Origin of the sequence: Sinomonas terrae (assembly GCF_022539255.1) — a bacterium.
Lineage (GTDB): Bacteria > Actinomycetota > Actinomycetes > Actinomycetales > Micrococcaceae > Sinomonas > Sinomonas terrae.
This window is the reverse complement of sequence record NZ_JAKZBV010000001.1, coordinates 3,586,400-3,606,801: the sequence shown is the minus strand read 5'-3', so window position 1 is coordinate 3,606,801 and position 20,402 is coordinate 3,586,400. Positions and strand designations below refer to the sequence as shown.

Below are 20,402 nucleotides of genomic sequence, written 5' to 3'. Positions count from 1 at the left end.
CCTCTGCTGGCGGTCTAGACGAAGTGGATGGTGAGCGAGCCGAGCGGGCCGAAATCAGCCGTCGCCGATTCCCCTGCGACGACGGGTTGGGCGGCGGTGAAGGAGCCCGGGAGGATGAGCTGCCCTGCTTCGAGGGCCACACCCTGCTCCCCAAGGACGTCGGCAAGCCACACGAGCGGCGCGATGGGGTCGCCCATCACCGCCGCTCCCGTCCCGGTGCCGCGTGGCCGACCGTCGATCCGCAGGGTGCATTCAGTCCCTGCGAGGTCTTCGAGGGTGACGGGAAGCGGGGCTGGCCCGACCGCGATGGCACCGCAGGAGGCGTTGTCGGCGACGGTGTCGACGAGTTTGATGTCCCAGTCGGCGATCCGAGAGTCGATGATCTCGATCGCGGGATACACCGCCTCGACCGCGGCGGCGGCCTGCTCGCGGGTCACCTTGGGGCCCATGAGGGTACGCCCGAGGACGAACCCGAACTCTGGCTCGACCTTGGGGGAGATGAAGTCTGCTGCTGGGACTTGTGCCCCGTCCCCGTGAACCATGTCTTCGAAGAAGAAGCCGAAGTCGGGCTGGTCCACTCCGAGCTGTTGCTGCATGGCCAGCGAGGTCAGGCCGACCTTGCGTCCAGCAAGGACTCGTCCCTCAGTGAGGTGCTCCTGGAGTTGGAGGGTCTGGATGTCGTAGGCGTCCTGGAGGTTCATTGAGGCGAGCCGGCTGCGCAGCGGGGCGATTGCGCGGCGGAGCTGGGACGCCTCGAGGAGCTCCTCGGCCAGTTGGCGGAGGGCTGTGCGGTGTGCGGTCTCGATCTGCTGGATCACAGCGCTACCTTCTGCCGTGAGCTCGGGAGGGCTTGGGGGACCAAGCCAAGGAAGCGCAGGGCGTTGCCGCCGAGCATTGCCTCGCGCTGGTTCTGGCTGAGGAACGACGCGGAACGGATCAGGCTACCGGCCGGCGACTCCCCGAGCGGGTAGGGGAAGTCGGTGCCGAGCATGATGTTCTCGTGCCCGAGGGCGTCCACGAGCAGGCGGAGGCTGGGTTCGGCAAACACGACCGAGTCGACGCTGAAGCGGCCCACGTAGTGGGACGGCGGCATGGCCGAGGTGGCAATGAGGTCCGGACGGCGGTGCCAAGCGTTGTCCATACGGCCGATCCAGTGCGCGAAGGAGCCTCCGCCGTGCGCGAAGCAGAGGCGCAGCGACTCCGGCAACCGGTCGAAGGCGCCCCCGAGGACCATCGCCAGGATGGAAAGGTGCGTCTCTGCTGGCATGCCGACGAGCCACTGGGCCATCCAGCGGTCCAGCCGAGGCGATGATGCCATGTCCCACGGATGGACGAACACCGGCACGTTCCGCTCGGCGCAATGCTGGAGGAACGCGACGACGCCCTCATCGTCGAGGTCGACATCGCCGACGTGGTTGCCGATCTCGACGCCTCGGTGCCCATTGGAGATCGAGCGGTCCAGCTCGGCGATGGCCGCATCGGTGTCCTGCAGGGGCACCTGGCAGAAGGGAATCAGCCGTCCTTCCCCCTGCGAGGCGATCTCGAGGGCGAGGTCATTGAAGATCGCGCTCACTCGTGCCGCGGTGGCAACGTCGCGGGAATAGCTGAAGAACACCGGAGTCGGGGAGAGCACCTGGACATCAACGCCGTCGAGGTCCATCTGCTCGAGCCGGACTTCGGCGGCCCAGGCGTCGTCCGTGATCGGTCGGAATTCCTTCTCTCCGAGCATGACCATGGCCTCGCGCTCACCGTCGACCCTCAGGGTGGGCCATGGCCCCGGGTGACCGGTCACCTCCTCGAGGGCAGGCCATCCCTTCGGGATGTAGTGGGTGTGGATGTCCACCGCCGGCGAGGGGGCATTGGCGTCGTCGAACGCCACGGTTAGCCCCGCCCGGGGTGGACGGCGCCGCAGTTGGGGCACGTGCGGGCGGCGTCGTCGCTGTTGTAGAACTGTTCGAACACCGGGGGGAGGTCCTCGACGATGTCGCGGACCTGGAGCTCGACCTCATGGATCTTGTGCGAGCACTCGAGGCAGTACCACTGGAACTTCTCCAGGGTGCCCTCCTCGCGAATGCGCTCGATGACGATGCCGATGGAGCCGGCCTCCGGCCGTTGAGGAGAATGCGGGAGGTTGCCCTGGAGGAGCCACATCTCGCCCTCGCGGATGTCGATGCGCTGGGGGCCCTCGTCGGTCATGACATTGACGTGCATGTTGCCCTTGACCTGGTAGAACCACTCCTCGTAAGGGTCCACGTGGAAGTCGGTGCGCTGGTTAGGGCCACCGACCACTTGGACGATGAAGTCCTTCGAGCCAGTCCACATGGCCTTGTTGTTCACCGGCGGCCGCAGGTTCGACTCGTTGTCCGCGATCCACTGCGAGAAGAGGTGGGTGGGGAAGATCTCGGTCACTTTCGGCTCCTTCAACTCGGTCATGGCTGTCTCCTTCAGTTGGTGGGGACCGGCGCGTACGCGACGGCTTGGATCTCGATGAGCAGGTGCGGGTGGGGAAGCTGGTGGACCGCCACGGTGGTGCGGGTCGGGCCGGCCTCGTCGAAGTACTCTGCGTAGACCTCGTTGTAGCCGGCGAAGTCGTTCATGTTCACGAGGTATGCGGTGACTTGGACGAGGTCTTCCAGATCGGCTCCGACATCGCTCAAGATCGAGCGGATGTTCTCGATGACGGCCGCTGTCTGAGCCTTGATGTCCAGGGAGGTGACCCCGAGGTCGTCGGCTGAGGCCCCGACGAAGCTGTTGTCGGGCCGCCGGCTGCTCGTCCCGGAAATGTAGACCAAGTCCCCTGCACGCTTCACGTGGGGGAACCTCCCCCGAGGTTTGGCGAGGTGGTCGATGACCCGGGCGTCAGCCATGGAGGCCTCCTTCAGGCGCGGGGGCGGGGTTGACCTGGAAGCCGACCGAGCCGAGCCCGCTCACAGTTGCACGGACCGCGGTCCCGGGGGTGAGCGGTACGGCTGCTGTCGCGGCACCAGCGAGGATGATGCTCCCCGCTGGCAGGTCGTACTCGCGTTCGGCTGCGATGGATGCCAGGCGCGGCAGTGTGTTCAGGGGGCCGCCGAGGATGTCCGTCGTCGTGCCTTCTGCAACCGCTTCGCCGTCGAAGGCAAGTGCCACGGGAAGCCCCGAGAGGTCGCCCTCGATTGGAGACCAGGGCCCGATGACGTAGCGGGACGCGGACGTGTTGTCGGCGACGACTTGGGCGAGGTTGAACTTGAACGCCCGATACCGGGAGTCGATGACCTCCAGGGCAGGAGCGACGGCGTCGATCGCTGCTTCGAGCGCCTGTGCGCCGGAACCGGCCGGCACGTCAGCGCCGAGGCGGAACGCGACTTCGGGCTCTACTCGCGGGTGGATGAGCGGGCCGAGGTCGAGGCTGCCCCCGTCTTCGAGGGCCATGGCATCGGTGAGGAACCCCACGATGAGCTCGGAGACCCCCATCTGGGCCATCTTCGCCTCGCTCGTGAAGCCGAGCTTGCGCCCTGTCCGTCGCTCGCCTTGAGACTCGCGCAGGTCCAGGAGCCGGGCCTGGACGCCGTAGGCGTCGTCCAGCGAGAGCTCGAACCCGGGCGCGACGACGGGTAGGCCGGAGGCCTGAGCATCGTGCAGGGTGTCCGCTAGGCGCTCCAGCGCAGGGACGGCGGTGTTCGGCAGCTGGTTCACAGCACCTCCTCGTTCGAAAGGGCAACGCAGACATTGGTTGGCTCGGTGTAGAAGTGAAAGGAGTTCAAACCGCCCTCCCGGCCGATGCCGGAGAGGCCAACGCCGCCGAACGGGGACCTGAGATCCCTCGTGTACCAGGTGTTGACCCAAGAGATCCCGGCTCGCATTCGGCCTCCCACCCGGTGGCCGCGCTCGAGGTCCCCGGTCCACACGGATGCGGCAAGTCCGTAGGGAGTGTCGTTGGCTAGGCGAACGGCCTCCTCCTCGGTGTCGAAGGGGACAAGGCCTGCCACGGGTCCGAAGATCTCCTCCCGCATCGGCGTGCTGTCGTGGGAGAGTCCAGTCCACAGCGTCGGCTCGATCCAGGAGCCGCCCTCCAAGCCGGCTGGCATCTGGGGTACCCCGCCCCCGACGACGGCCAGCCCGCCCTCGGCTTCGGCCTTGGCGAAGTAGGAGAAGACCTTCGAGCGGTGCTTCTGGGAGATCAGCGGCCCGGTCGTGGTCGCCTCGTCGTACGGGTTTCCCATGCGCAAGGCCTTGGCCTGTTCTGCGAGGCCGGCGACGACCTCATCGAAGATGGGCCGTTGGATGTAGACCCGTTCTGTGCACAGGCACACCTGCCCACTGTTGGTGAAGATGGAGCGGGTCAATCCGGCGATCGCCTTCTCGAGGTCCGCGTCGGCGAAGACGAGGGCTGCGTTCTTGCCGCCCAGTTCGAAGGACACAGGCCGGACCCAGGGCGCCGCGGCGCGCATGATCGCTGAGCCTGTGCCGGACTCGCCCGTGAAGGTGATCCCGTCGATGCCCTCGGCCGTCGTCAGGAATTCCCCTGCCGAGCCCGGCCCAAAGCCCTGGACAACGTTGTACACGCCGTCCGGCAGGCCTGCCTCCGCCATGATCTCGCCGAGGAGTGCCGCCGAGGAGGGAGTCTCCTCCGAGGGCTTGACGACTACAGTGTTCCCGCAGGCGATTGCCGGGGCGACCTTCCAGGTCAGAAGCAGGAGCGGCAGGTTCCACGGCACGATCACCGCGACGACGCCGAGCGGCTTGCGGAGCGCGTAGTTCAGGGCCCGCCGCCCGTCGGGGAACTCCGTGAGGAATGATTCCGTGCCAGCCGAGGCTATCTGGTCGGCGAAGGCACGGAAGTTCTGCGATGCCCGGGAAACGTCGAGGTCCCGGGCCAACGCCAGGGGTTTGCCCGTGTCCGCGATCTCGGCCGCTAGGAGATCCCCGGCCCTTTCTTCGATGCGCGCGGCGATCCGACGCATGACCTCGGCTCGCTGGACGGCTGTGTAGAGTCCCCAGGGACCTTCGAGTGCCCTCCGTGCGGCCGCAACGGCCTCTTCCACGAGGCTTTTGTCTGCCTCGAGGACCTTCGAGACGACCGAACCGTCAACGGGGTTCACGTTCTCGAACGGCATTCCACCTTCGACGTATTCACCCCCAATGAAATTGCGGATTGTGTCGGTGCTCATCTCGTCTCCTCCTCGGCATCGGTCCAACCAGTCTCCGCACCGAGAACTATGCCTGTCCAATAGAAATCTTGCTGGATGGAATAGCCGTTTAGGCATAGCCTTGGGGTCATGGACGAAGTGAACCTGCTGGATGGGCGGCTCAAAGTCCGGCACCTCGTGCTAGCCCTTGCAGTTGTTGAGCATGGGGGATTCGCCAAGGCCGCGCGGAGTCTGCACGTCACCCAGCCGGTCGTTACGCGGGGGATCAAGGAACTCGAAGAGATCCTCGGCCTAGAGCTGTTCGAGCGGGGCCCAAAAGGCATTGTGACCAACGAGTTCGCGGAGGTGTTCCTCGAACACGCGCGCGCGATCGTCGGGCACCTACGCCAGATGGGCCGGCAGGCCGGCGAAGCGTCGTCCGGAATGGTCGGGACGGTCACCGTCGCCTCCCACCTGGCGGGCTCCAACGTGCTCCTGCCGACGGCGATCATCCTGCTCAAGAAGGACTATCCGAAGATCAACGTCATTGTCAGAAATGGAACGCCGGAACGGCTCGCAGCCGAGCTGGCTTCGGGCCAAATCGATCTGATGGTTGGCCGACAGGGGCAGCTGCAAACGGAAATCCGAGTGGAGCAGGTGGAACTCTACGAGGAACCCTTCCGCATCGTGGCCCGGCCCGGCCATCCCGTATTCGGCGGCCCCGAGCCCGGGCTTCCTGAGCTGCTCGAGTACCCCTGGATCCTCCCTGTGGCCGAGACCTCCCTGCGGTCCGAGCTCACCGAACTCTTCCGGCGGAGCGCAGGAAGGGTGCCGGCCGAGCAGATCGAGTGTGGGCTCCAGACGACGGTCCGCGCAATCGTGAGGGCAACCGACCATCTCGCAGTGATGCCCGAGACGATCGCGCAAGTCGACCCGGAGTTGGCAGTGGTCCCGACGGTCCTGCAGGGCGTGAGCCAAAAGGTGGTCGCCACGATCCCAGCCGACTTCCCACTGTCCCTTAATGCCAAGGCGATGTTGCAGTGTCTGAGGAGGGCCACGCTCGAAGTTTCTCAAGGGTGACGAACGGGCTTCGCCCTCTTTCGAAGGATATGCCCGTCCTGGCATGGCCAGAGCGCAGATAAGCATTCGACGGGCATGATGTGACGCGCGACACTGATGAAGCGCGAACCCGACCCGACCGACCCAAGAGGGCGCTCGAGCACACAGACGACCCCCTCTTGGAATGTTCCTCGACGTCGCGGCGCATCCTTCAAGAGTTCGGATAGGAATTGACATGTCCAGAGCCACAAAGAACACTCCCCACAATGTGGGGACAGGCATCAAGCGCTATGTGATGGCCTCGCTCGCCGGCAATGCGTTGGAATGGTATGACTTCTTTCTTTACGCGACGGCGGCTGCGGTTGTCTTCGGGAAGCTGTTCTTCCCGGCGGGCACTGACCCGTTGGTGGGCACGCTCGCGGCGTTCGCGGGGTTCGCGGTCGGCTTCGCTGCGCGGCCGTTGGGCGGGATCATCTTCGGGCACATGGGAGACCGGATCGGCCGGAAGCCAGCCCTCGTGCTCACCATCTCGATCATGGGTGTTGCCACGTTCCTGATGGGCGTGCTGCCCACTTATGCGCAGGTGGGGATCCTCGCTCCGGTCCTGCTCATCGTTCTTCGCATCCTGCAGGGCGTAGCGGCCGGGGGCGAATGGAGCGGGGGAGTCCTGCTCATCAGCGAGAACTCCTCCGACAAGCGCCGTGGGTTCTTCTCGGCTTTCAGCCAGGGGGGCATCAACCTCGGCTTCGTCCTGGCTTCAGGGGCGTTCTTCCTCGTCCAGGGCCTGCCGCATGACCAGTTCCTGGCGTGGGGGTGGCGGCTGCCGTTCCTGTTCAGCTTCGTCCTGTTCGGGGTCGGCATCTACGTCCGGTTCCGCCTGCCGGAGACGAACGAGTTCGAGGAAGTGAAGGACGACGACGCGCGACCGCGCGTGCCGGTGCTGGCGGCCCTGAGGAGCCATCCCAAGGAGATCCTGGTGACGATGGGCCTGCGGGTGGCCGAGAACGCCGGCTCGTATCTGATCGCCTCGTTCTCCCTCGTGTACGGGGCCCATATCGGCATCGACACTGGCCTGCTGCTCCTGGGGGTCGCGGCGAGCCAGCTGTTCGAGTTCGGAACGATGCTGTTCTTCGGCCACCTCTCCGACAGGATCGGCAGGCGAAAGGTCTACACTCTCGGAGCCGCGGCGCTTGCCGTCATGGCGTTCCCGTTCTTCGCGCTCCTGGACACCCATACCCCTGGCTTGATCATCCTTGCGTACTTCATCGGGAACGGGATCTGCCACGGTGCGATGATCGGCGTTCAACCGTCCTTCTTCCACGAGCTCTTCACGCCCGAGATCAGGTACTCGGGGATGTCGGTCGGACACGAACTGGCTGCCGTCTTCGCGGGAGGGCTGGCTCCGCTCATCGCCACCGCTCTTCTCATCACCTACAACAGTTCCGTCCCCATCTCCGTCTACATGCTCATCCTCGCGGCCATCACCCTGACGGCCCTGGCCTTCTCCACAAAGGTCGGTCGTCGTGTCCCCGCCAGTGGTGTTGTGGAGCAAACTGAAGTCAGTATTTGATGGCGACTTCATCCCTGTGTTGCGCCCCGTTCGATCGGAGGAGGCCGTGGAACCCGACCCCAAGGCCGTGGAGAGCCCGAAGGCGGTCTTGGCCAGGGCGCGAGCCATCCTCGGCGCCTTCGACGCACACACCCCCAGCCTTGGCCTGAACGAACTCACGAGGCGCAGCGGACTGCCCAAGGCAACGACCCACCGTTTGGCAACGAGCTTGGTCGAGTGCGGACTGCTGGACCGGGAGGGGCGCCGCTACCGGTTGGGGCGGTGGCTGTTCGAACTCGGCCAGCGCGCGCCGGCCCATAGATCGTTGCGTCTCGCCTCCGCGCCCTTCCTCGAGGACCTCTCCCGGGCCACAGGGGAGACCGCACTGCTCACGTTGCCTGGCCAGGACGAAATTCTCTTCGGTGAGAAGTACGTCGGCGCGCGCGGGCGCGGACAGATCGCAACCATGGTCGAGGGGCGTGTTCCCCTCAATTGCAGCGCTTCTGGGAAGATCGCGCTCGCTTTCGGCGATCCGGCAAACGCCGAGCGCTTCGTCAACGGGGAGCTCACCAAGAGCACTCCCTTCACGATGACGGCTCCTGATCAGCTCCGCGCAGAGATCGAGCGTGTGCACGAGCTGGGCTACGCCGTCGAACGCCAGGAACTGGTTGTCGGCTCTGGGGCCGTTGCGGCTCCCGTGTTCAGGAACAGCCAGCTTGTAGCGTGCCTCACTGTCGTTGCTCCGATCAGCCGGCTCGACATCGCTCGGTTCGCGCCCGCCGTGCTGCTGGCCGGGAGGGCCCTCTCCCGCGCCCTCGGCGGAGGGCCCGCACAAGTGGTCCGCTGAGTGGACTTTTTCCCTTCCGCGGCCTACTGATCACGAGAAAGATTGCCGTTCAAGGGGCTCCCGCTCCCCGCGACGCACTCCCCGAACAACATGCCTCAATGTGGCGGCAGTTGCATTTCCCCCGGTACTCACTCCTCGGGCCTGATGCCCGGAACTCCGACAGGAGCCCACAATGTCCAGAATCCAGAGTTCTCGTCCCGCGGAGGGCGGAGGCATCAAGCGCTATGTGATGGCCTCGCTCGCCGGCAATGCGTTGGAATGGTATGACTTCTTTCTTTACGCGACGGCGGCTGCGGTTGTCTTCGGGAAGCTGTTCTTCCCGGCGGGCACTGACCCGTTGGTGGGCACGCTCGCGGCGTTCGCGGGGTTCGCGGTCGGCTTCGCTGCGCGGCCGTTGGGCGGGATCATCTTCGGGCACATGGGAGACCGGATCGGCCGGAAGCCAGCCCTCGTGCTCACCATCTCGATCATGGGTGTTGCCACGTTCCTGATGGGCGTGCTGCCCACTTATGCGCAGGTGGGGATCCTCGCTCCGGTCCTGCTCATCGTTCTTCGCATCCTGCAGGGCGTAGCGGCCGGGGGCGAATGGAGCGGGGGAGTCCTGCTCATCAGCGAGAACTCCTCCGACAAGCGCCGTGGGTTCTTCTCGGCTTTCAGCCAGGGGGGCATCAACCTCGGCTTCGTCCTGGCTTCAGGGGCGTTCTTCCTCGTCCAGGGCCTGCCGCATGACCAGTTCCTGGCGTGGGGGTGGCGGCTGCCGTTCCTGTTCAGCTTCGTCCTGTTCGGGGTCGGCATCTACGTCCGGTTCCGCCTGCCGGAGACGAACGAGTTCGAGGAAGTGAAGGACGACGACGCGCGACCGCGCGTGCCGGTGCTGGCGGCCCTGAGGAGCCATCCCAAGGAGATCCTGGTGACGATGGGCCTGCGGGTGGCCGAGAACGCCGGCTCGTATCTGATCGCCTCGTTCTCCCTCGTGTACGGGGCCCATATCGGCATCGACACTGGCCTGCTGCTCCTGGGGGTCGCGGCGAGCCAGCTGTTCGAGTTCGGAACGATGCTGTTCTTCGGCCACCTCTCCGACAGGATCGGCAGGCGAAAGGTCTACACTCTCGGAGCCGCGGCGCTTGCCGTCATGGCGTTCCCGTTCTTCGCGCTCCTGGACACCCATACCCCTGGCTTGATCATCCTTGCGTACTTCATCGGGAACGGGATCTGCCACGGTGCGATGATCGGCGTTCAACCGTCCTTCTTCCACGAGCTCTTCACGCCCGAGATCAGGTACTCGGGGATGTCGGTCGGACACGAACTGGCTGCCGTCTTCGCGGGAGGGCTGGCTCCGCTCATCGCCACCGCTCTTCTCATCACCTACAACAGTTCCGTCCCCATCTCCGTCTACATGCTCATCCTCGCGGCCATCACCCTGACGGCCCTGGCCTTCTCCACAAAGGTCGGCTCCCGCACGACGAGCAGGCAGGCCGAACCCGTCGAGGAGCTGGCATGACGGCCTCAATCCTCGCGGCGGCCCAAGCCCCCTACACTCGGCACGCCTCCCCGACGACGACAACCCCACAAGTCATCGCCGAAGCGGTCCGGCGGGCCTTGAGCCAGGCCGGGTTAACGCCCCAGGATGTCGACGGGTTCGGCATTTCCAGCTTCACTCTCCAGCCCGATCACGCAGTTGATCTCGCCTGGCGGATGGGCCTGCGCCTCTCGTGGCTCATGGAGGACACCAACGGTGGGGCGAGCGCCGGCGGGATGCTCCAGCACGCGGTGCGGGCCATCGAAGCCGGCGACGCGTCCGTCGTCGTCCTCGCCGCTGGCGACGTCATGGACAGGGACGCCTTCACACGCCTCGTTGCACGCTACAACCGGGCAACCGAGCAGCACCTCACGCCCCTGCCCATGCCCGGCCCGAATGCGGTGTTCGCGATGCTGACCAGGCGACAGATGGGGGCTCTTGGGCTCGAGCGCGCAGACTACGGCAGGATCGCCGTCGCCCAGCGCCAGTGGGCCGCGGACAATCCCGGGGCCGTCTACCGGAGCCCGCTCGGTCTCGACGAATACCTGGGGGCCCCGATGGTGGCCGACCCATTGGGACGCTACGACTGCGTACCCACGGTCACCGGCGCCGACGCCGTCGTCGTCGCCGCAGACGACCGGCTGGGCGGGCGGCGGAGGGCAAAGGTCCTTGCCGTCACCACGAGCTACAACTCGGACGACCAGACCGGGGATGGGTTGACCACAGGCCTCCGGGCGTGCGCCCCGCTTGCCTGGGAGCGGTCCGGGGTGTCGCCCGCGGAGACGGGGGTCGCGAGTGTCTACGACGACTACCCGGCCATGGTGGTCGCGCAGCTGATGGACATGGGATTCATCGAGGACGGAGCCGACGTTTCGCGCTACATCGATTCTTGGATCTCATCGAGGAAGCTCCCCCTCAATACCTCGGGAGGCCAGCTTTCGGCCGGGCAGGCCGGTGCGGCGGGCGGAATGCACGGACTGGTCGAGGTCGCGACTCAGCTCCTCCACCGAGCCGGCGACCGACAAGTCGACGCGCGCTTCGGCGTCGTGAGCGGTTATGGGATGGTGCTCTACCGCTACGGTGCCTGCGCGACGATGACTGTTCTGGAGGGAGTGGCATGAGCGCGACACTTCAGCGATGCGACTCGTGTGGAGCGAGCCTCTTTCCGTTCCGGCTGTTCTGCCCCGCCTGCGGGCACAGCGATTTCGTCGAGCACGACGTCGACGACGCGGTCCTCGAGGAAGCGACCGCTTTGGCGGATGGCACGGTGCTAGCCACGGTGCGGTGCGCGACGGGAACGCGGCTGATCGCCCGGATCCTCGGCGGCGAAGCGTCGCCAGGGAGCAGGGTCACGCTGACCAACGAGCCGAACGCAGACGGAGGCACCGTCGCCTACGTGCCATTCAACCGAGAAGTTAAGTACTAGGAGTTCCCCGATGGACATGACCATTCCCAGCATGCTGCTCCGGCGGGCAACGGAAAATCCCGAGGCCCCGCTGCTGCGGTGCGGCGGTATTCGCCGAAATGGCCTTCAGATGGTGGACGCCATCTCTCTCGCCGCCGGGGTCCTTCAAGCGCACGGGATCCAGCAGGGCGACCGAGTGGCGCTCATGTGCAGCAACCGGATCGAACTGCTCGACTACCTTCTGGGGTGCGCTTGGATGGGGGCCATCGCTGTGCCCATCAACACTGCAGCACGAGGGGAGCAGCTGCACCACATCCTCTTGAATTGCGAGGCCAAGCTCCTAGTCATCGAAGGCTCTCTTCTCGAGCACATCGGACGGCTCGAGATCCTTCCCGCCCTGCAGATGCTGTGGGCCGTCGACGAGTACGCGGCGGAGGCCGGGGATCCTTACCCGGTGGAGCCGATGCCCGCGGCCGGGTCACTGCGGGCTCAACCCGCCGAGGTGGTGCCCGGAGACACCGCCGCGATCCTCTATACCTCCGGGACGACCGGTGTCTCAAAGGGGGTCCAGTGCCCGCACGGCCAGTTCTACTGGTGGGGGGTCAACGTCACGCGCCAACTCGGCATCACCGCGGGCGACGTGCTGTACACATGCCTTCCGCTCTTCCATACGAACGCGCTCAACGCCTTCATCCAGGCGATCGTCTCCGGTGCCGAATACGTCATGGGCCCCCGCTTCTCGGCGTCGAGATTCTGGTCCGACGCTGCCGCCGCCAACGCCACCTTCACCTACCTCCTCGGCGCCATGGTGAGCATTCTGGCGAGCAAGCCAGCGTCCGCACTTGATCGGGCGCACGGCATCAAAGCCGCTCTTGCACCGGCAACCCCCGCCGGCCTCCTCCACGAATTCAAAGACCGGTTCGGCATCATGCTCCTGGACGGTTACGGGTCCACAGAGACGAACTCGACCATCTCCACAAGCCGGCAGGAGCAGCGGCCCGGCTACATGGGAACGCTCCAGCCAGGATTCTCCGCCCGCGTCATCGATGAGTTCGGGCTGGACGTCGAGCCCGGCGTGCCCGGCGAGTTGCTCTTGCGAAGCGACCAGCCCCATTCATTCGCCACCGGCTACTACCGGATGCCGGAGGCGACGGTGAATTCCTGGAAGGACCTCTGGTTCCACACCGGCGACCGGGTGGTCAGGGATGACGACGGATGGTTCCGATTCGTCGACCGGATCAAAGACGTCATCCGACGCCGTGGCGAGAACATCTCCTCGGTTGAGGTCGAGCACGTCCTCCGTCAGCACCCGGCCGTCAGCGACGTCGCCGTCTACGCCGTGGACTCCGAACTCGGCGAGGACGAAGTGATGGCCGCGATCGTGGCGAAAGACGCCATCGACTTCGAAGAACTCACAGAGTTCTGCCGGCCACGGCTGGCATCCTTCGCCATCCCTCGGTTCTTCAGGCTCTGCGATTCCTTGCCCCGCACTGAGAACGGAAAAGTCCGGAAGACCATCCTCCGAGACCTGGGTTCCGAAGCGGCGCAGTGGGATCGAGAGAGCGTGCGGCTTCCAGTCTCGTGAAAGAGCTCGTCGGTCAACTTCCACACACCATCCCTTCCCCTTCCTCACAGGAGTTCCCATGTCACAGCTGACCGGGTTGCTCGCCTCGCTGGCCCAAGGCGAGACGCGCATCGTCGATCTGACCAACGCGCTCTCGAGCGAGACTCCCACCCTGCGCCTGCCCGATCCGTTCGCGAACCTCGTGGACTTCAGCCTGGAGGAGGTCTCGGCGTACAACGAGCCGGGGCCGTTCTGGAAGCACCACAACATCAGCACGGGTGAGCACATCGGCACCCACCTGGACGCCCCGGTTCACTGGGTGACCGGCCGTGGAGGCAAGGACGTCTCCCAGATCGAGCCCGCACGGCTCGTCGGGCCCGCGTGCGTCCTGGACGTCAGCCGCGAGGTCGCGGCGGACCCGGACTTCCTCGTCGATGTCGAGCACATCAAGGTCTGGGAGGCTGAGCACGGAGCGCTTCCGGAGAACGCGTGGCTGCTCGTGCGCACGGGGTGGGATGCGTACGCGCAGGATCGCGTCCGGTTCCTGAACGCGGACGAGACCGGCTCGCACACTCCCGGGTTCACCGTGGATTGCGCGCGCTGGCTCGCCGACGTCGCCCCGATCTCGGGTGTCGGGGTGGAGACCGTTGGCATTGACGCTGGGCTCGCCGGCGGGATGGACCCGCTGTTCCCGATGCACCACTTCCTCTTGGGCGCCGACAAGTACGGTGTCACCTCGCTGCAGAACCTCGGCCAGCTCCCGGCGACCGGCGCCGCCGTGGTCGTGGCGCCGCTGCCGATCGTCGGCGGGACCGGTTCCCCGGCCAGGGTCCTGGCCTTCGTCGAGGAGGCGCGAGCATGACCGCCGAGATCCAGGCAAGGGAGCCCGAGGCCCTTGCTGGCCAGCCCTCCGCCGAGCCGGCTGCGCCGACTAAGGAGACCGTCGCACAGCTCGTCGGGCGCACCCTCGCCGAGCTGGGCGCGGGGCACTGCTTCGGCGTCGTCGGCTCGGGGAACTTCGAGGTGACCAATTCGCTGATCCGTCATGGCGTCCCGTACACCGCCGCCCGGCACGAGGGCGGGGCGGCGACCATGGCCGACGCGTACGCCCGGATGTCCGGCAAGGTCGGTCTGCTGTCGGTCCACCAGGGCTGCGGGCTGACCAACGCCACGACCGGGATCGGGGAGGCCGCGAAGTCCCGCACGCCGCTCGTGGTCCTCGCCGCGGAGACGGCCGGCGCGGCCGTGAACTCAAACTTCGCCATGGATCAGGCTGCTCTGGCCCGCTCGGTAGGCGCGGTCCCGGAAAGGGTGCATTCGGCAGCCTCGGCGAGGGCCGACGTCGTCCGCGCCTTCCGCACCGCGCGCAACGAGCGCCGCACCGTCGTCCTGAACCTGCCGCTCGACGTTCAGTCGCAGCAGGCGCCGGAACACCCTTCCCAAGCCTCGGTGCCGCTTCCCGCCCGGGTGCGCCCGGCGACGTCGGACGTCAGCGCTCTCGCCGACCTCATCCTCGCCGCCGAACGGCCGGTTTTCGTCGCCGGGCGAGGCGGTCGCGGCGCCCGGGGCGAGATCCTGGCCCTCGCGGAGCGCGCGGGCGCGCTCGTGGCGACCTCGGCCGTGGCGAAGGGGCTCTTCAACGGGGAGCCGTTCAATCTCGGCATCTCGGGTGGGTTCTCCTCGCCGACGACGGCGGAGCTCATCACAGGCGCGGACCTGATCGTCGGCTTCGGGTGCGCCCTGAATATGTGGACCATGCGCCACGGGAGGCTCATCGGCGAGGGTGCCGCCGTCGTCCAGGTCGATCTCGAGGACGCGGCGCTCGGCGCGAACCGGCCCATCACCCTCGGTGTGGTGGGCGACTCCGGCGCGACCGCGGCCGAGACGCTACGTGAGCTGGAGCGGCGCGATGTCACCCCTCGGGCAGGCTACCGGACGGAGGACGTACGACGGCGGATCGCGGCGTCGTCGCGGTGGCAGGACGTGGCGATCGATGACCTCTCCGGCCCGGCGCCGGATGGCTCCCTCCGCATTGATCCGCGACCGCTGACCCGGGCCCTCGACGGGCTCCTGCCGGCCGAGCGCGTAGTCGGGGTCGATTCGGGAAACTTCTTGGGCTACCCGAGCCAATACCTCGACGTGCCCGACGAGTTCGGCTTCTGCTTCACTCAGGCGTTCCAGTCGATCGGGCTGGGTCTCGGCACCGCGATCGGGGCCGCGCTTGCCCAGCCGCACCGGCTGCCGGCCCTCGGGACCGGGGACGGCGGGTTCCTCATGGGGATCAGCGAACTCGAGACCGCGGTCCGGCTGGGCCTGCCGCTGCTGTGCATCGTGTACAACGACTCCGCGTACGGGGCCGAGGTGCACCACTTCGCCGAGCACGGGCCGGTGGACGTCTCGACGGTGACGTTCCCCGAGACGGACATCGCGTCGATCGCCCGCGGCTACGGCTGCGAGGGCATCACTGTCCGTTCTGTTGAGGACCTCGAACCGGTCAAGGCCTGGCTCGCGTCCGGGCCGACCCGCCCGCTCGTCATCGACGCGAAGATCGCCTCCGACGGCGGAGCCTGGTGGCTCGCGGAGGCGTTCAAGGGCCACTGACGCTCCCGTCTTGCTTGCGCCGTCACGTTTGCAGGGTCCACACCCTGCAAAAGTGACGGCGCAAGCTGTGGGTGGGGAAAGTGGTGCGCGGACAACTATGCATACGCTTAGTCTGGCGCTTAGTCCCTAGCGATGGTCGATCAGCTCGCCGAGCCGGATGATGGCGGCCACAATATCGTCTCGTGAGGACACGGTGAGCTGCTGCAGGACCAGCCCGTCGAGTGCGGCGAAGATGGCCCGTGCGGCTGCCCGGTCCGCGCGGTGCCCGTAGTGGGTGAGGAAGCGCTCGACGAGGCTGATGTAGCTCTCGTAGAGGTTGTTCGCCATCCTCCCGAGCTCGGGACTGCGTCGCGAGGCCAGGATCATGTAGTACTGGAAGATCTGCAGATTCGGTTCGTCGGCGACCAGTCGGGTCAACGACGCCGCGAAGTCCTTGTCCAGCTCGGAGGCCAGCGTCAGGTCCGCCATCTGCTGCGAGCGCTGCACGGCCCAGACCGTCGCGGCTTCCAGGAGGGCTTCCTTGGATCCGAAGTGGTGTGAGATCAGGGTGTTGTTCACACCCGCGCGTTGCGCGACCTTTCTGTAGCTGAGCCCGTCGAGGCCCTCCTCGGCGACGACGTCGATGACGGCCCCGATGAGAGCCTCCCGCCCGATCCCGTATCTGAGCTCGCTGATCGTCACGAGGAGAATCCTACCCGCAAAACTCTGCACTTGCAGAGCTTGACAACCAAAACTAAGCAATTGCAGAGTAGAGGGGTAGTGATGCAGGCCACGTCCGGCGGCTGAACTCCATCCCCAGCCATCCCCGCAAAGGAGCGATCATGAGTGCCCCCACCTTCCACGCCACTACTGACCCGGAACGCGCCGAGCCGTTCGCCGTCGGGCAGGTCCAGTGGCTCCGCAAGCCCGGCGACGGCGATCGCCTCGCCCTCTCCGGAGGCATCTGGACCGTGACGCCCGAAGAGGCCCCGGACCCGTTCGACCTGGCCTTCGAGGAGGACGAGACGTTGTACATCGTCGAAGGCCAACTGCGGATCGAGATCATCGGCGCCGAGACCTTCGACCTCACCGACGGCAGCATGGCCTCGTTCAACAAGGGAGCCAAAACGCGCTGGACGGTCGTCAAGCCAACCACCGAGTTCTTCGTCTACAGCTGAGGGGCCGGGACTGTGCAGAACACCTCCGACATCCTCGTGGTCGGCGCAGGCTTCGCCGGTCTCGTCGCCGCACGGGAGCTGAGCCGGAAGGGCTTGAGCGTCCGGATCCTCGAGGCCCGTGACCGGACCGCCGGCCGGACGTGGCTCGAGCCGCGCATGGGCCGCAGCCTCGAACTCGGGGGGACTTGGGTCCACTGGAGCCAGCCCCACGTGTGGGCCGAGCTCACCCGGTACGGCATCGGCGTCGTCACCGCGCCCGACGTCGAGAAGGCGTACTGGCACGCAGACGGCCGCCTCCACGAGGGCTCGCCCGAGGAGCTGATGATGCTCCTCGATGGCCCCAACCGGGACTTCCTGGCGCCGTCGCGCCAGCTCGTCCCGCTCCCGTACGAGCCGTTGACCAACCCTGCGATCAAAGAAGCGGACCAGCTGACCGTGGCCGAGAAGATCGACGACCTCGAGCTCGAGCCGGTCTCGGACGATCTCATGCGCAGCTTCTGGGCGCTGAACTTCAACGGGCCCATTGATGACGCCGCCTACACCCAGGCGCTCCGCTGGGCCGCCGCGGCCTTCCACGAGTGGCCAATCATGTTCGAGACCTGCGCGACCTACAAGGTCCAGGGCGGCACCGCGGCGCTCGCCCAGGCGATCCTTGACGATGCCGACGTCGATCTCTGCCTCGGTGCGGCCGTCGCCGAGGTGAGGCAGGATGCTGAGGGGGTGGTCGCCGTCGTCCGCGATGGCAGTGAATACGCCGCCAAGGCGATGGTCGTGACCCTGCCGCTGCATGCGCTGAACAGCGTCCGCTTCGACCCCGAGCTCTCGCCCGGCAAGCGGGAGGCGGCCCAGCGCGGGCAGCTCGGGCTGGGGGCCAAGCTCTGGATCAAGGTCAAGGGCCGCCACGAGCGCTTCGTGGCGATGGGTCCGCAGGATTGGCCCCTGAACTTCGTCCAGGCCGAATACCTTGACGCCGAGAGCGCCACGCTCGTCGCCTTCGGCCCCGATGCCGGAGCCGTCGACGTCGACGACGCCGCTGCCGCGCAGATGATCCTCCGCCGCTGGATCCCGGACCTCGAGGTCCTCGAAGTCGCCGGCCACAACTGGGTCGAGGACGAGTTCGCCCACGAGACCTGGGCAATGCACCGGGTCGGCTACCTCTCGGAGAGCCTCGCCGAGTTGCAGCGCTCCGAAGGGCGGATCTTCCTTGCAGGTTCCGACTACGCCAGCGGCTGGGGCGGCTTCATCGATGGAGCGATCGAGAGCGGCTTCACCGCCGCGCGCGCCATGGCGGAGCAGTTCGGCATCCGGCCCTAGCCCCTGACCTAGCTGCGCGAGGGGGACGGGCTGCCGACGGCGACACCGAGGGCTTGGACCGCCTCGGCGAGCTGTTCGGCGGTGATCGCCTTCGCGAAGTACTGGAGGGTGAGCCCGTCGAGGGCGGCGAACATGGCCAGGTTCAAGCCGGGGTCGTCCTCGGCGCCGAGTGCGACACGGCCGGCCGCGAGGGCTGCGACGTACCGGCGGTACAGCTCTCGAACGGCATCTTGCAGTTCGGGGCGCCGGGTGGCCTCCATGACCATTTCGAACTGGAAGATCTCGATGTCGGGCTGGGAGAGGACGTTGCGGACCAGCGCCTCGCGGAACGCGGTCGCGTCGGTCGCATATTCGCTGAGGTCCGCGGCGGCCATCGCGCGGTCGGCGGTCCACTCCAGCGCTGCGGCGAGCAGCCTGTCGCGCGTGCCGAAGTGGTGGGCGATGAGGCTGTTGTTCAGGCCCGCCTCCTCGGCGACTGCGCGGAAGGTCAGCCCGCGCAGGCCCTTGCGGGCGCCCACTCGCACGGTCGCTTCGAGGAGGGCTTCCCTGCCCTCTCCGTGGCTGGGCTGTCGTTTCTGAGGGCTCACCCCTTCAGCTTAGGCGGTCGCCCGACGACGAGTTCGCCCTTGACACCCTGATTAAGCGGCCCGTAATCTCTATCACTAAGCAGATGCTCAATATGACTACGGCGGCCCGGTTCTGAACCGTGAGTCCGCTGGTCAGAATCGGCGCTCGCACCCGTAGAGCCGCCCCAAGTCCCCCCGCCCGAACAGGGCTCTTGCAGTAGGTCCAAAGGAGGGCCCGTGAGCAATACCCAGCATGAGGTTGTGGTGCCGCCGTCGGTCGGCGAGACCCACCTCAAGTCCAACAGCCTCGGCTTTATCGGAATCGCGTTCTTCGTCGTCTCCGCTGCCGCCCCGATGGCGGCGTTCGTGGGGGCGAGCCCGGTGATCTTCTCGGTCATGGGTCCCGGCGTCCCGCTCGTCTACATCCTCGTCGCCCTTGTGATCGCCGTGTTCGCGGTCGGCTACCTGAAGATGAGCCGCCACATCGTCAGCGCTGGGGGCTTCGTCGCCTACATCTCCCGAGGCCTGGGCCGGCACGCCGCCACCGGCGCGGCGGGTATTGTCCTGGTCACCTACATCTCGCTCCAGGTGGGCCTGTGGGCCCAGTTCGGGGTGTTCGCGCAGCAGCTCGTCTCCCGCCTGTTCGGACTGGACCTGCCGGTGTGGGTATGGGTCCTGGCGTTCCTGGTCATCACGACGGCGCTGACGATGCGCGGGGTGGACCTGAACCTGCGGATCCTCGGAGTGCTCCTTGGCCTGGAGATCATCGCGATCGCCGCCCTGGTGATCGGGGTCGTCGCGGGATCCGGGGGCAGGGACATGTCTCTCGTGAGCTTCGCCCCCACACAGCTCTTCCAGCCCGGCCTCGGCGTCGCGGTCCTGTTCGTCTTCGCCTGCTTCACGACCTTCGAGGCGACGACGGTCTTCGCCGAGGAGGCCCGCGAGCCCCGGCGGACGATCCCTCGGGCGCTGTTCGCCGTCATCGTCTTCGTCGGCGTCTTCTACACGGTGGCGACGTGGGCTGTCAGCGTCGCGGTGGGCCCGGACAAGGTCCAGGACGCCGCCACCAACGACCTGGCGGGGATCATCTTCTCCGTCGCGGGGAAGTACGTCGGGCCCTGGCTGGACATCACCATGCAGGTCCTGGTCGTCTCGAGCTTCATCGCGATGCTCATCGGGGTGCAGAACATGTTCTCCCGCTATGTCTTCGCCCTCGCCTGGGGCCGGGCCCTGCCGAAGCAGCTCTCCCGGGTGTCGAGGAAGTCGCAGGTTCCCGCGACGGCGGCCCTGGTGAATGGGATCGTGATTGCCGTGATCCTGATGGCCTTCCTCTGGTCCGGCGCCGACCCGATCGTGATCGTGTTCTCGTGGTTCGTCGCACTTGGCACGGTGGGCTTCATCGTCATGATGGGCTTCGCCTCGGTTTCCATCCTGGTCTTCTTCATCCGCGAGAAGCTCGAGCGCGGCTTCTGGAGCACCCGCGTGGCACCTATCGCCGCGATCGTGCTCATGGTCACCGTCCTGGTGATCGCCATCGCGAACTACGACTCGATGCTCTCCGGCGACGGCTCGATCGCCCGCCAGCTGCTGTGGTTCATCCCTGTGGCCTTCGCCGCCGGAGCTCTTCTGCCCCTGGTGAAGAAGGACATCGACTTCGACCGCATCGTCGCCGCCGGCGGCTGACCCACTCGCCTCTCCATTCGTTACGGCACG

20 protein-coding genes are annotated in these 20,402 nt (G+C 66.6%); 12 read left to right on the top strand and 8 right to left on the bottom strand.

Features of this window, described 5'->3' with window-relative positions:
* Positions 1-14 precede the first annotated feature (14 nt).
* The 6 genes from L0M17_RS16685 to L0M17_RS16660 are packed head-to-tail and all read right to left on the bottom strand — an operon-like array spanning position 15 to position 5,150.
* On the bottom strand, positions 15-818 hold the full coding sequence (locus L0M17_RS16685; protein ID WP_241055487.1) for a 2-keto-4-pentenoate hydratase: 804 nt from the start codon (positions 816-818) through the stop codon (positions 15-17).
* The gene (locus tag L0M17_RS16680) at positions 815-1,879 is read right to left on the bottom strand and encodes an amidohydrolase family protein (protein ID WP_241055485.1); all 1,065 of its coding nucleotides are present in this window, start codon (positions 1,877-1,879) and stop codon (positions 815-817) included. The genes L0M17_RS16685 and L0M17_RS16680 overlap by 4 nt, the downstream gene beginning before the upstream one ends.
* 2 nt (positions 1,880-1,881) lie before the next feature.
* Positions 1,882-2,433: a 3-hydroxyanthranilate 3,4-dioxygenase gene (locus L0M17_RS16675; protein WP_241055483.1), complete on the bottom strand. Its 552-nt coding sequence runs from the start codon at positions 2,431-2,433 to the stop codon at positions 1,882-1,884.
* 11 nt (positions 2,434-2,444) lie between these two features.
* Positions 2,445-2,867, bottom strand: coding sequence for a RidA family protein (locus tag L0M17_RS16670; protein ID WP_241055482.1), 423 nt, complete (start codon positions 2,865-2,867; stop codon positions 2,445-2,447).
* Positions 2,860-3,675, bottom strand: a complete 816-nt coding sequence (locus L0M17_RS16665) for a 2-keto-4-pentenoate hydratase (RefSeq protein ID WP_241055480.1) — start codon at positions 3,673-3,675, stop codon at positions 2,860-2,862. The genes L0M17_RS16670 and L0M17_RS16665 overlap by 8 nt, the downstream gene beginning before the upstream one ends.
* Positions 3,672-5,150, bottom strand: a complete 1,479-nt coding sequence (locus L0M17_RS16660) for a 2-hydroxymuconic semialdehyde dehydrogenase (RefSeq protein WP_241055478.1) — start codon at positions 5,148-5,150, stop codon at positions 3,672-3,674. The genes L0M17_RS16665 and L0M17_RS16660 overlap by 4 nt, the downstream gene beginning before the upstream one ends.
* 108 nt (positions 5,151-5,258) lie before the next feature.
* Here L0M17_RS16660 and L0M17_RS16655 point away from each other — a divergent pair, with 108 nt between their 5' ends.
* From L0M17_RS16655 to L0M17_RS16615, 9 genes are all read left to right on the top strand, one after another.
* Positions 5,259-6,188 carry a LysR substrate-binding domain-containing protein gene (locus L0M17_RS16655; protein ID WP_241055477.1) on the top strand — a complete coding sequence of 310 codons (930 nt, stop codon included), beginning with the start codon at positions 5,259-5,261 and terminating at the stop codon, positions 6,186-6,188.
* Positions 6,189-6,402: 214 nt separating this feature from the next.
* The gene (locus L0M17_RS16650) at positions 6,403-7,737 is read left to right on the top strand and encodes an MFS transporter (protein WP_241055475.1); all 1,335 of its coding nucleotides are present in this window, start codon (positions 6,403-6,405) and stop codon (positions 7,735-7,737) included.
* A 46-nt stretch (positions 7,738-7,783) separates the two neighbouring features.
* Positions 7,784-8,563, top strand: coding sequence for an IclR family transcriptional regulator (locus tag L0M17_RS16645; RefSeq protein WP_241055473.1), 780 nt, complete (start codon positions 7,784-7,786; stop codon positions 8,561-8,563).
* 172 nt (positions 8,564-8,735) lie between these two features.
* Complete coding sequence (locus L0M17_RS16640; RefSeq protein ID WP_241055471.1) at positions 8,736-10,064, top strand: MFS transporter; 1,329 nt, start codon at positions 8,736-8,738, stop codon at positions 10,062-10,064.
* Positions 10,061-11,203, top strand: coding sequence for a thiolase family protein (locus tag L0M17_RS16635; RefSeq protein WP_241055470.1), 1,143 nt, complete (start codon positions 10,061-10,063; stop codon positions 11,201-11,203). The genes L0M17_RS16640 and L0M17_RS16635 overlap by 4 nt, the downstream gene beginning before the upstream one ends.
* The gene (locus L0M17_RS16630; RefSeq protein WP_241055468.1) at positions 11,200-11,508 is read left to right on the top strand and encodes a Zn-ribbon domain-containing OB-fold protein; all 309 of its coding nucleotides are present in this window, start codon (positions 11,200-11,202) and stop codon (positions 11,506-11,508) included. The genes L0M17_RS16635 and L0M17_RS16630 overlap by 4 nt, the downstream gene beginning before the upstream one ends.
* Positions 11,509-11,524: 16 nt before the next feature.
* On the top strand, positions 11,525-13,072 hold the full coding sequence (locus L0M17_RS16625; protein WP_241055466.1) for an ATP-dependent acyl-CoA ligase: 1,548 nt from the start codon (positions 11,525-11,527) through the stop codon (positions 13,070-13,072).
* 58 nt (positions 13,073-13,130) lie between these two features.
* Complete coding sequence (locus tag L0M17_RS16620) at positions 13,131-13,913, top strand: cyclase family protein (RefSeq protein ID WP_241055464.1); 783 nt, start codon at positions 13,131-13,133, stop codon at positions 13,911-13,913.
* Positions 13,910-15,652 carry a thiamine pyrophosphate-binding protein gene (locus L0M17_RS16615; protein WP_241055462.1) on the top strand — a complete coding sequence of 581 codons (1,743 nt, stop codon included), beginning with the start codon at positions 13,910-13,912 and terminating at the stop codon, positions 15,650-15,652. Before L0M17_RS16620 ends, L0M17_RS16615 begins: the two co-directional genes overlap by 4 nt.
* Positions 15,653-15,778: 126 nt before the next feature.
* Here L0M17_RS16615 and L0M17_RS16610 read toward each other — a convergent pair whose 3' ends face one another.
* Entirely contained in the window at positions 15,779-16,333 is a 555-nt protein-coding gene (locus L0M17_RS16610) for a TetR/AcrR family transcriptional regulator (RefSeq protein ID WP_241055460.1), read from the bottom strand.
* A 140-nt stretch (positions 16,334-16,473) separates the two neighbouring features.
* On the opposite strand from L0M17_RS16610, the gene L0M17_RS16605 reads away from it, so the two are divergent.
* Positions 16,474-16,809, top strand: coding sequence for a cupin domain-containing protein (locus tag L0M17_RS16605; RefSeq protein ID WP_241055459.1), 336 nt, complete (start codon positions 16,474-16,476; stop codon positions 16,807-16,809).
* A 12-nt stretch (positions 16,810-16,821) separates the two neighbouring features.
* Positions 16,822-18,123, top strand: coding sequence for a flavin monoamine oxidase family protein (locus tag L0M17_RS16600; RefSeq protein ID WP_241055457.1), 1,302 nt, complete (start codon positions 16,822-16,824; stop codon positions 18,121-18,123).
* A gap of 8 nt (positions 18,124-18,131) precedes the next feature.
* Here L0M17_RS16600 and L0M17_RS22760 read toward each other — a convergent pair whose 3' ends face one another.
* Positions 18,132-18,710, bottom strand: a complete 579-nt coding sequence (locus L0M17_RS22760; protein ID WP_241055455.1) for a TetR/AcrR family transcriptional regulator — start codon at positions 18,708-18,710, stop codon at positions 18,132-18,134.
* A gap of 216 nt (positions 18,711-18,926) precedes the next feature.
* Between L0M17_RS22760 and L0M17_RS16590 the strand changes: the two genes are divergently transcribed.
* The gene (locus tag L0M17_RS16590; RefSeq protein ID WP_241055453.1) at positions 18,927-20,372 is read left to right on the top strand and encodes an APC family permease; all 1,446 of its coding nucleotides are present in this window, start codon (positions 18,927-18,929) and stop codon (positions 20,370-20,372) included.
* Positions 20,373-20,402 lie beyond the last annotated feature (30 nt).

Bases quoted from the DNA above. Each gene is read 5' to 3' on its own strand.
- L0M17_RS16675 (WP_241055483.1), bottom strand. From the start codon at position 2,433: ATGACCGAGTTGAAGGAGCCGAAAGTGACCGAGATCTTCCCCACCCAC.
- L0M17_RS16670 (WP_241055482.1), bottom strand. From the start codon at position 2,867: ATGGCTGACGCCCGGGTCATCGACCACCTCGCCAAACCTCGGGGGAGG.
- L0M17_RS16660 (WP_241055478.1), bottom strand. From the start codon at position 5,150: ATGAGCACCGACACAATCCGCAATTTCATTGGGGGTGAATACGTCGAA.
- L0M17_RS16655 (WP_241055477.1), top strand. From the start codon at position 5,259: ATGGACGAAGTGAACCTGCTGGATGGGCGGCTCAAAGTCCGGCACCTC.
- L0M17_RS16650 (WP_241055475.1), top strand. From the start codon at position 6,403: ATGTCCAGAGCCACAAAGAACACTCCCCACAATGTGGGGACAGGCATC.
- L0M17_RS16640 (WP_241055471.1), top strand. From the start codon at position 8,736: ATGTCCAGAATCCAGAGTTCTCGTCCCGCGGAGGGCGGAGGCATCAAG.
- L0M17_RS16635 (WP_241055470.1), top strand. From the start codon at position 10,061: ATGACGGCCTCAATCCTCGCGGCGGCCCAAGCCCCCTACACTCGGCAC.
- L0M17_RS16630 (WP_241055468.1), top strand. From the start codon at position 11,200: ATGAGCGCGACACTTCAGCGATGCGACTCGTGTGGAGCGAGCCTCTTT.
- L0M17_RS16625 (WP_241055466.1), top strand. From the start codon at position 11,525: ATGACCATTCCCAGCATGCTGCTCCGGCGGGCAACGGAAAATCCCGAG.
- L0M17_RS16620 (WP_241055464.1), top strand. From the start codon at position 13,131: ATGTCACAGCTGACCGGGTTGCTCGCCTCGCTGGCCCAAGGCGAGACG.
- L0M17_RS16615 (WP_241055462.1), top strand. From the start codon at position 13,910: ATGACCGCCGAGATCCAGGCAAGGGAGCCCGAGGCCCTTGCTGGCCAG.
- L0M17_RS16605 (WP_241055459.1), top strand. From the start codon at position 16,474: ATGAGTGCCCCCACCTTCCACGCCACTACTGACCCGGAACGCGCCGAG.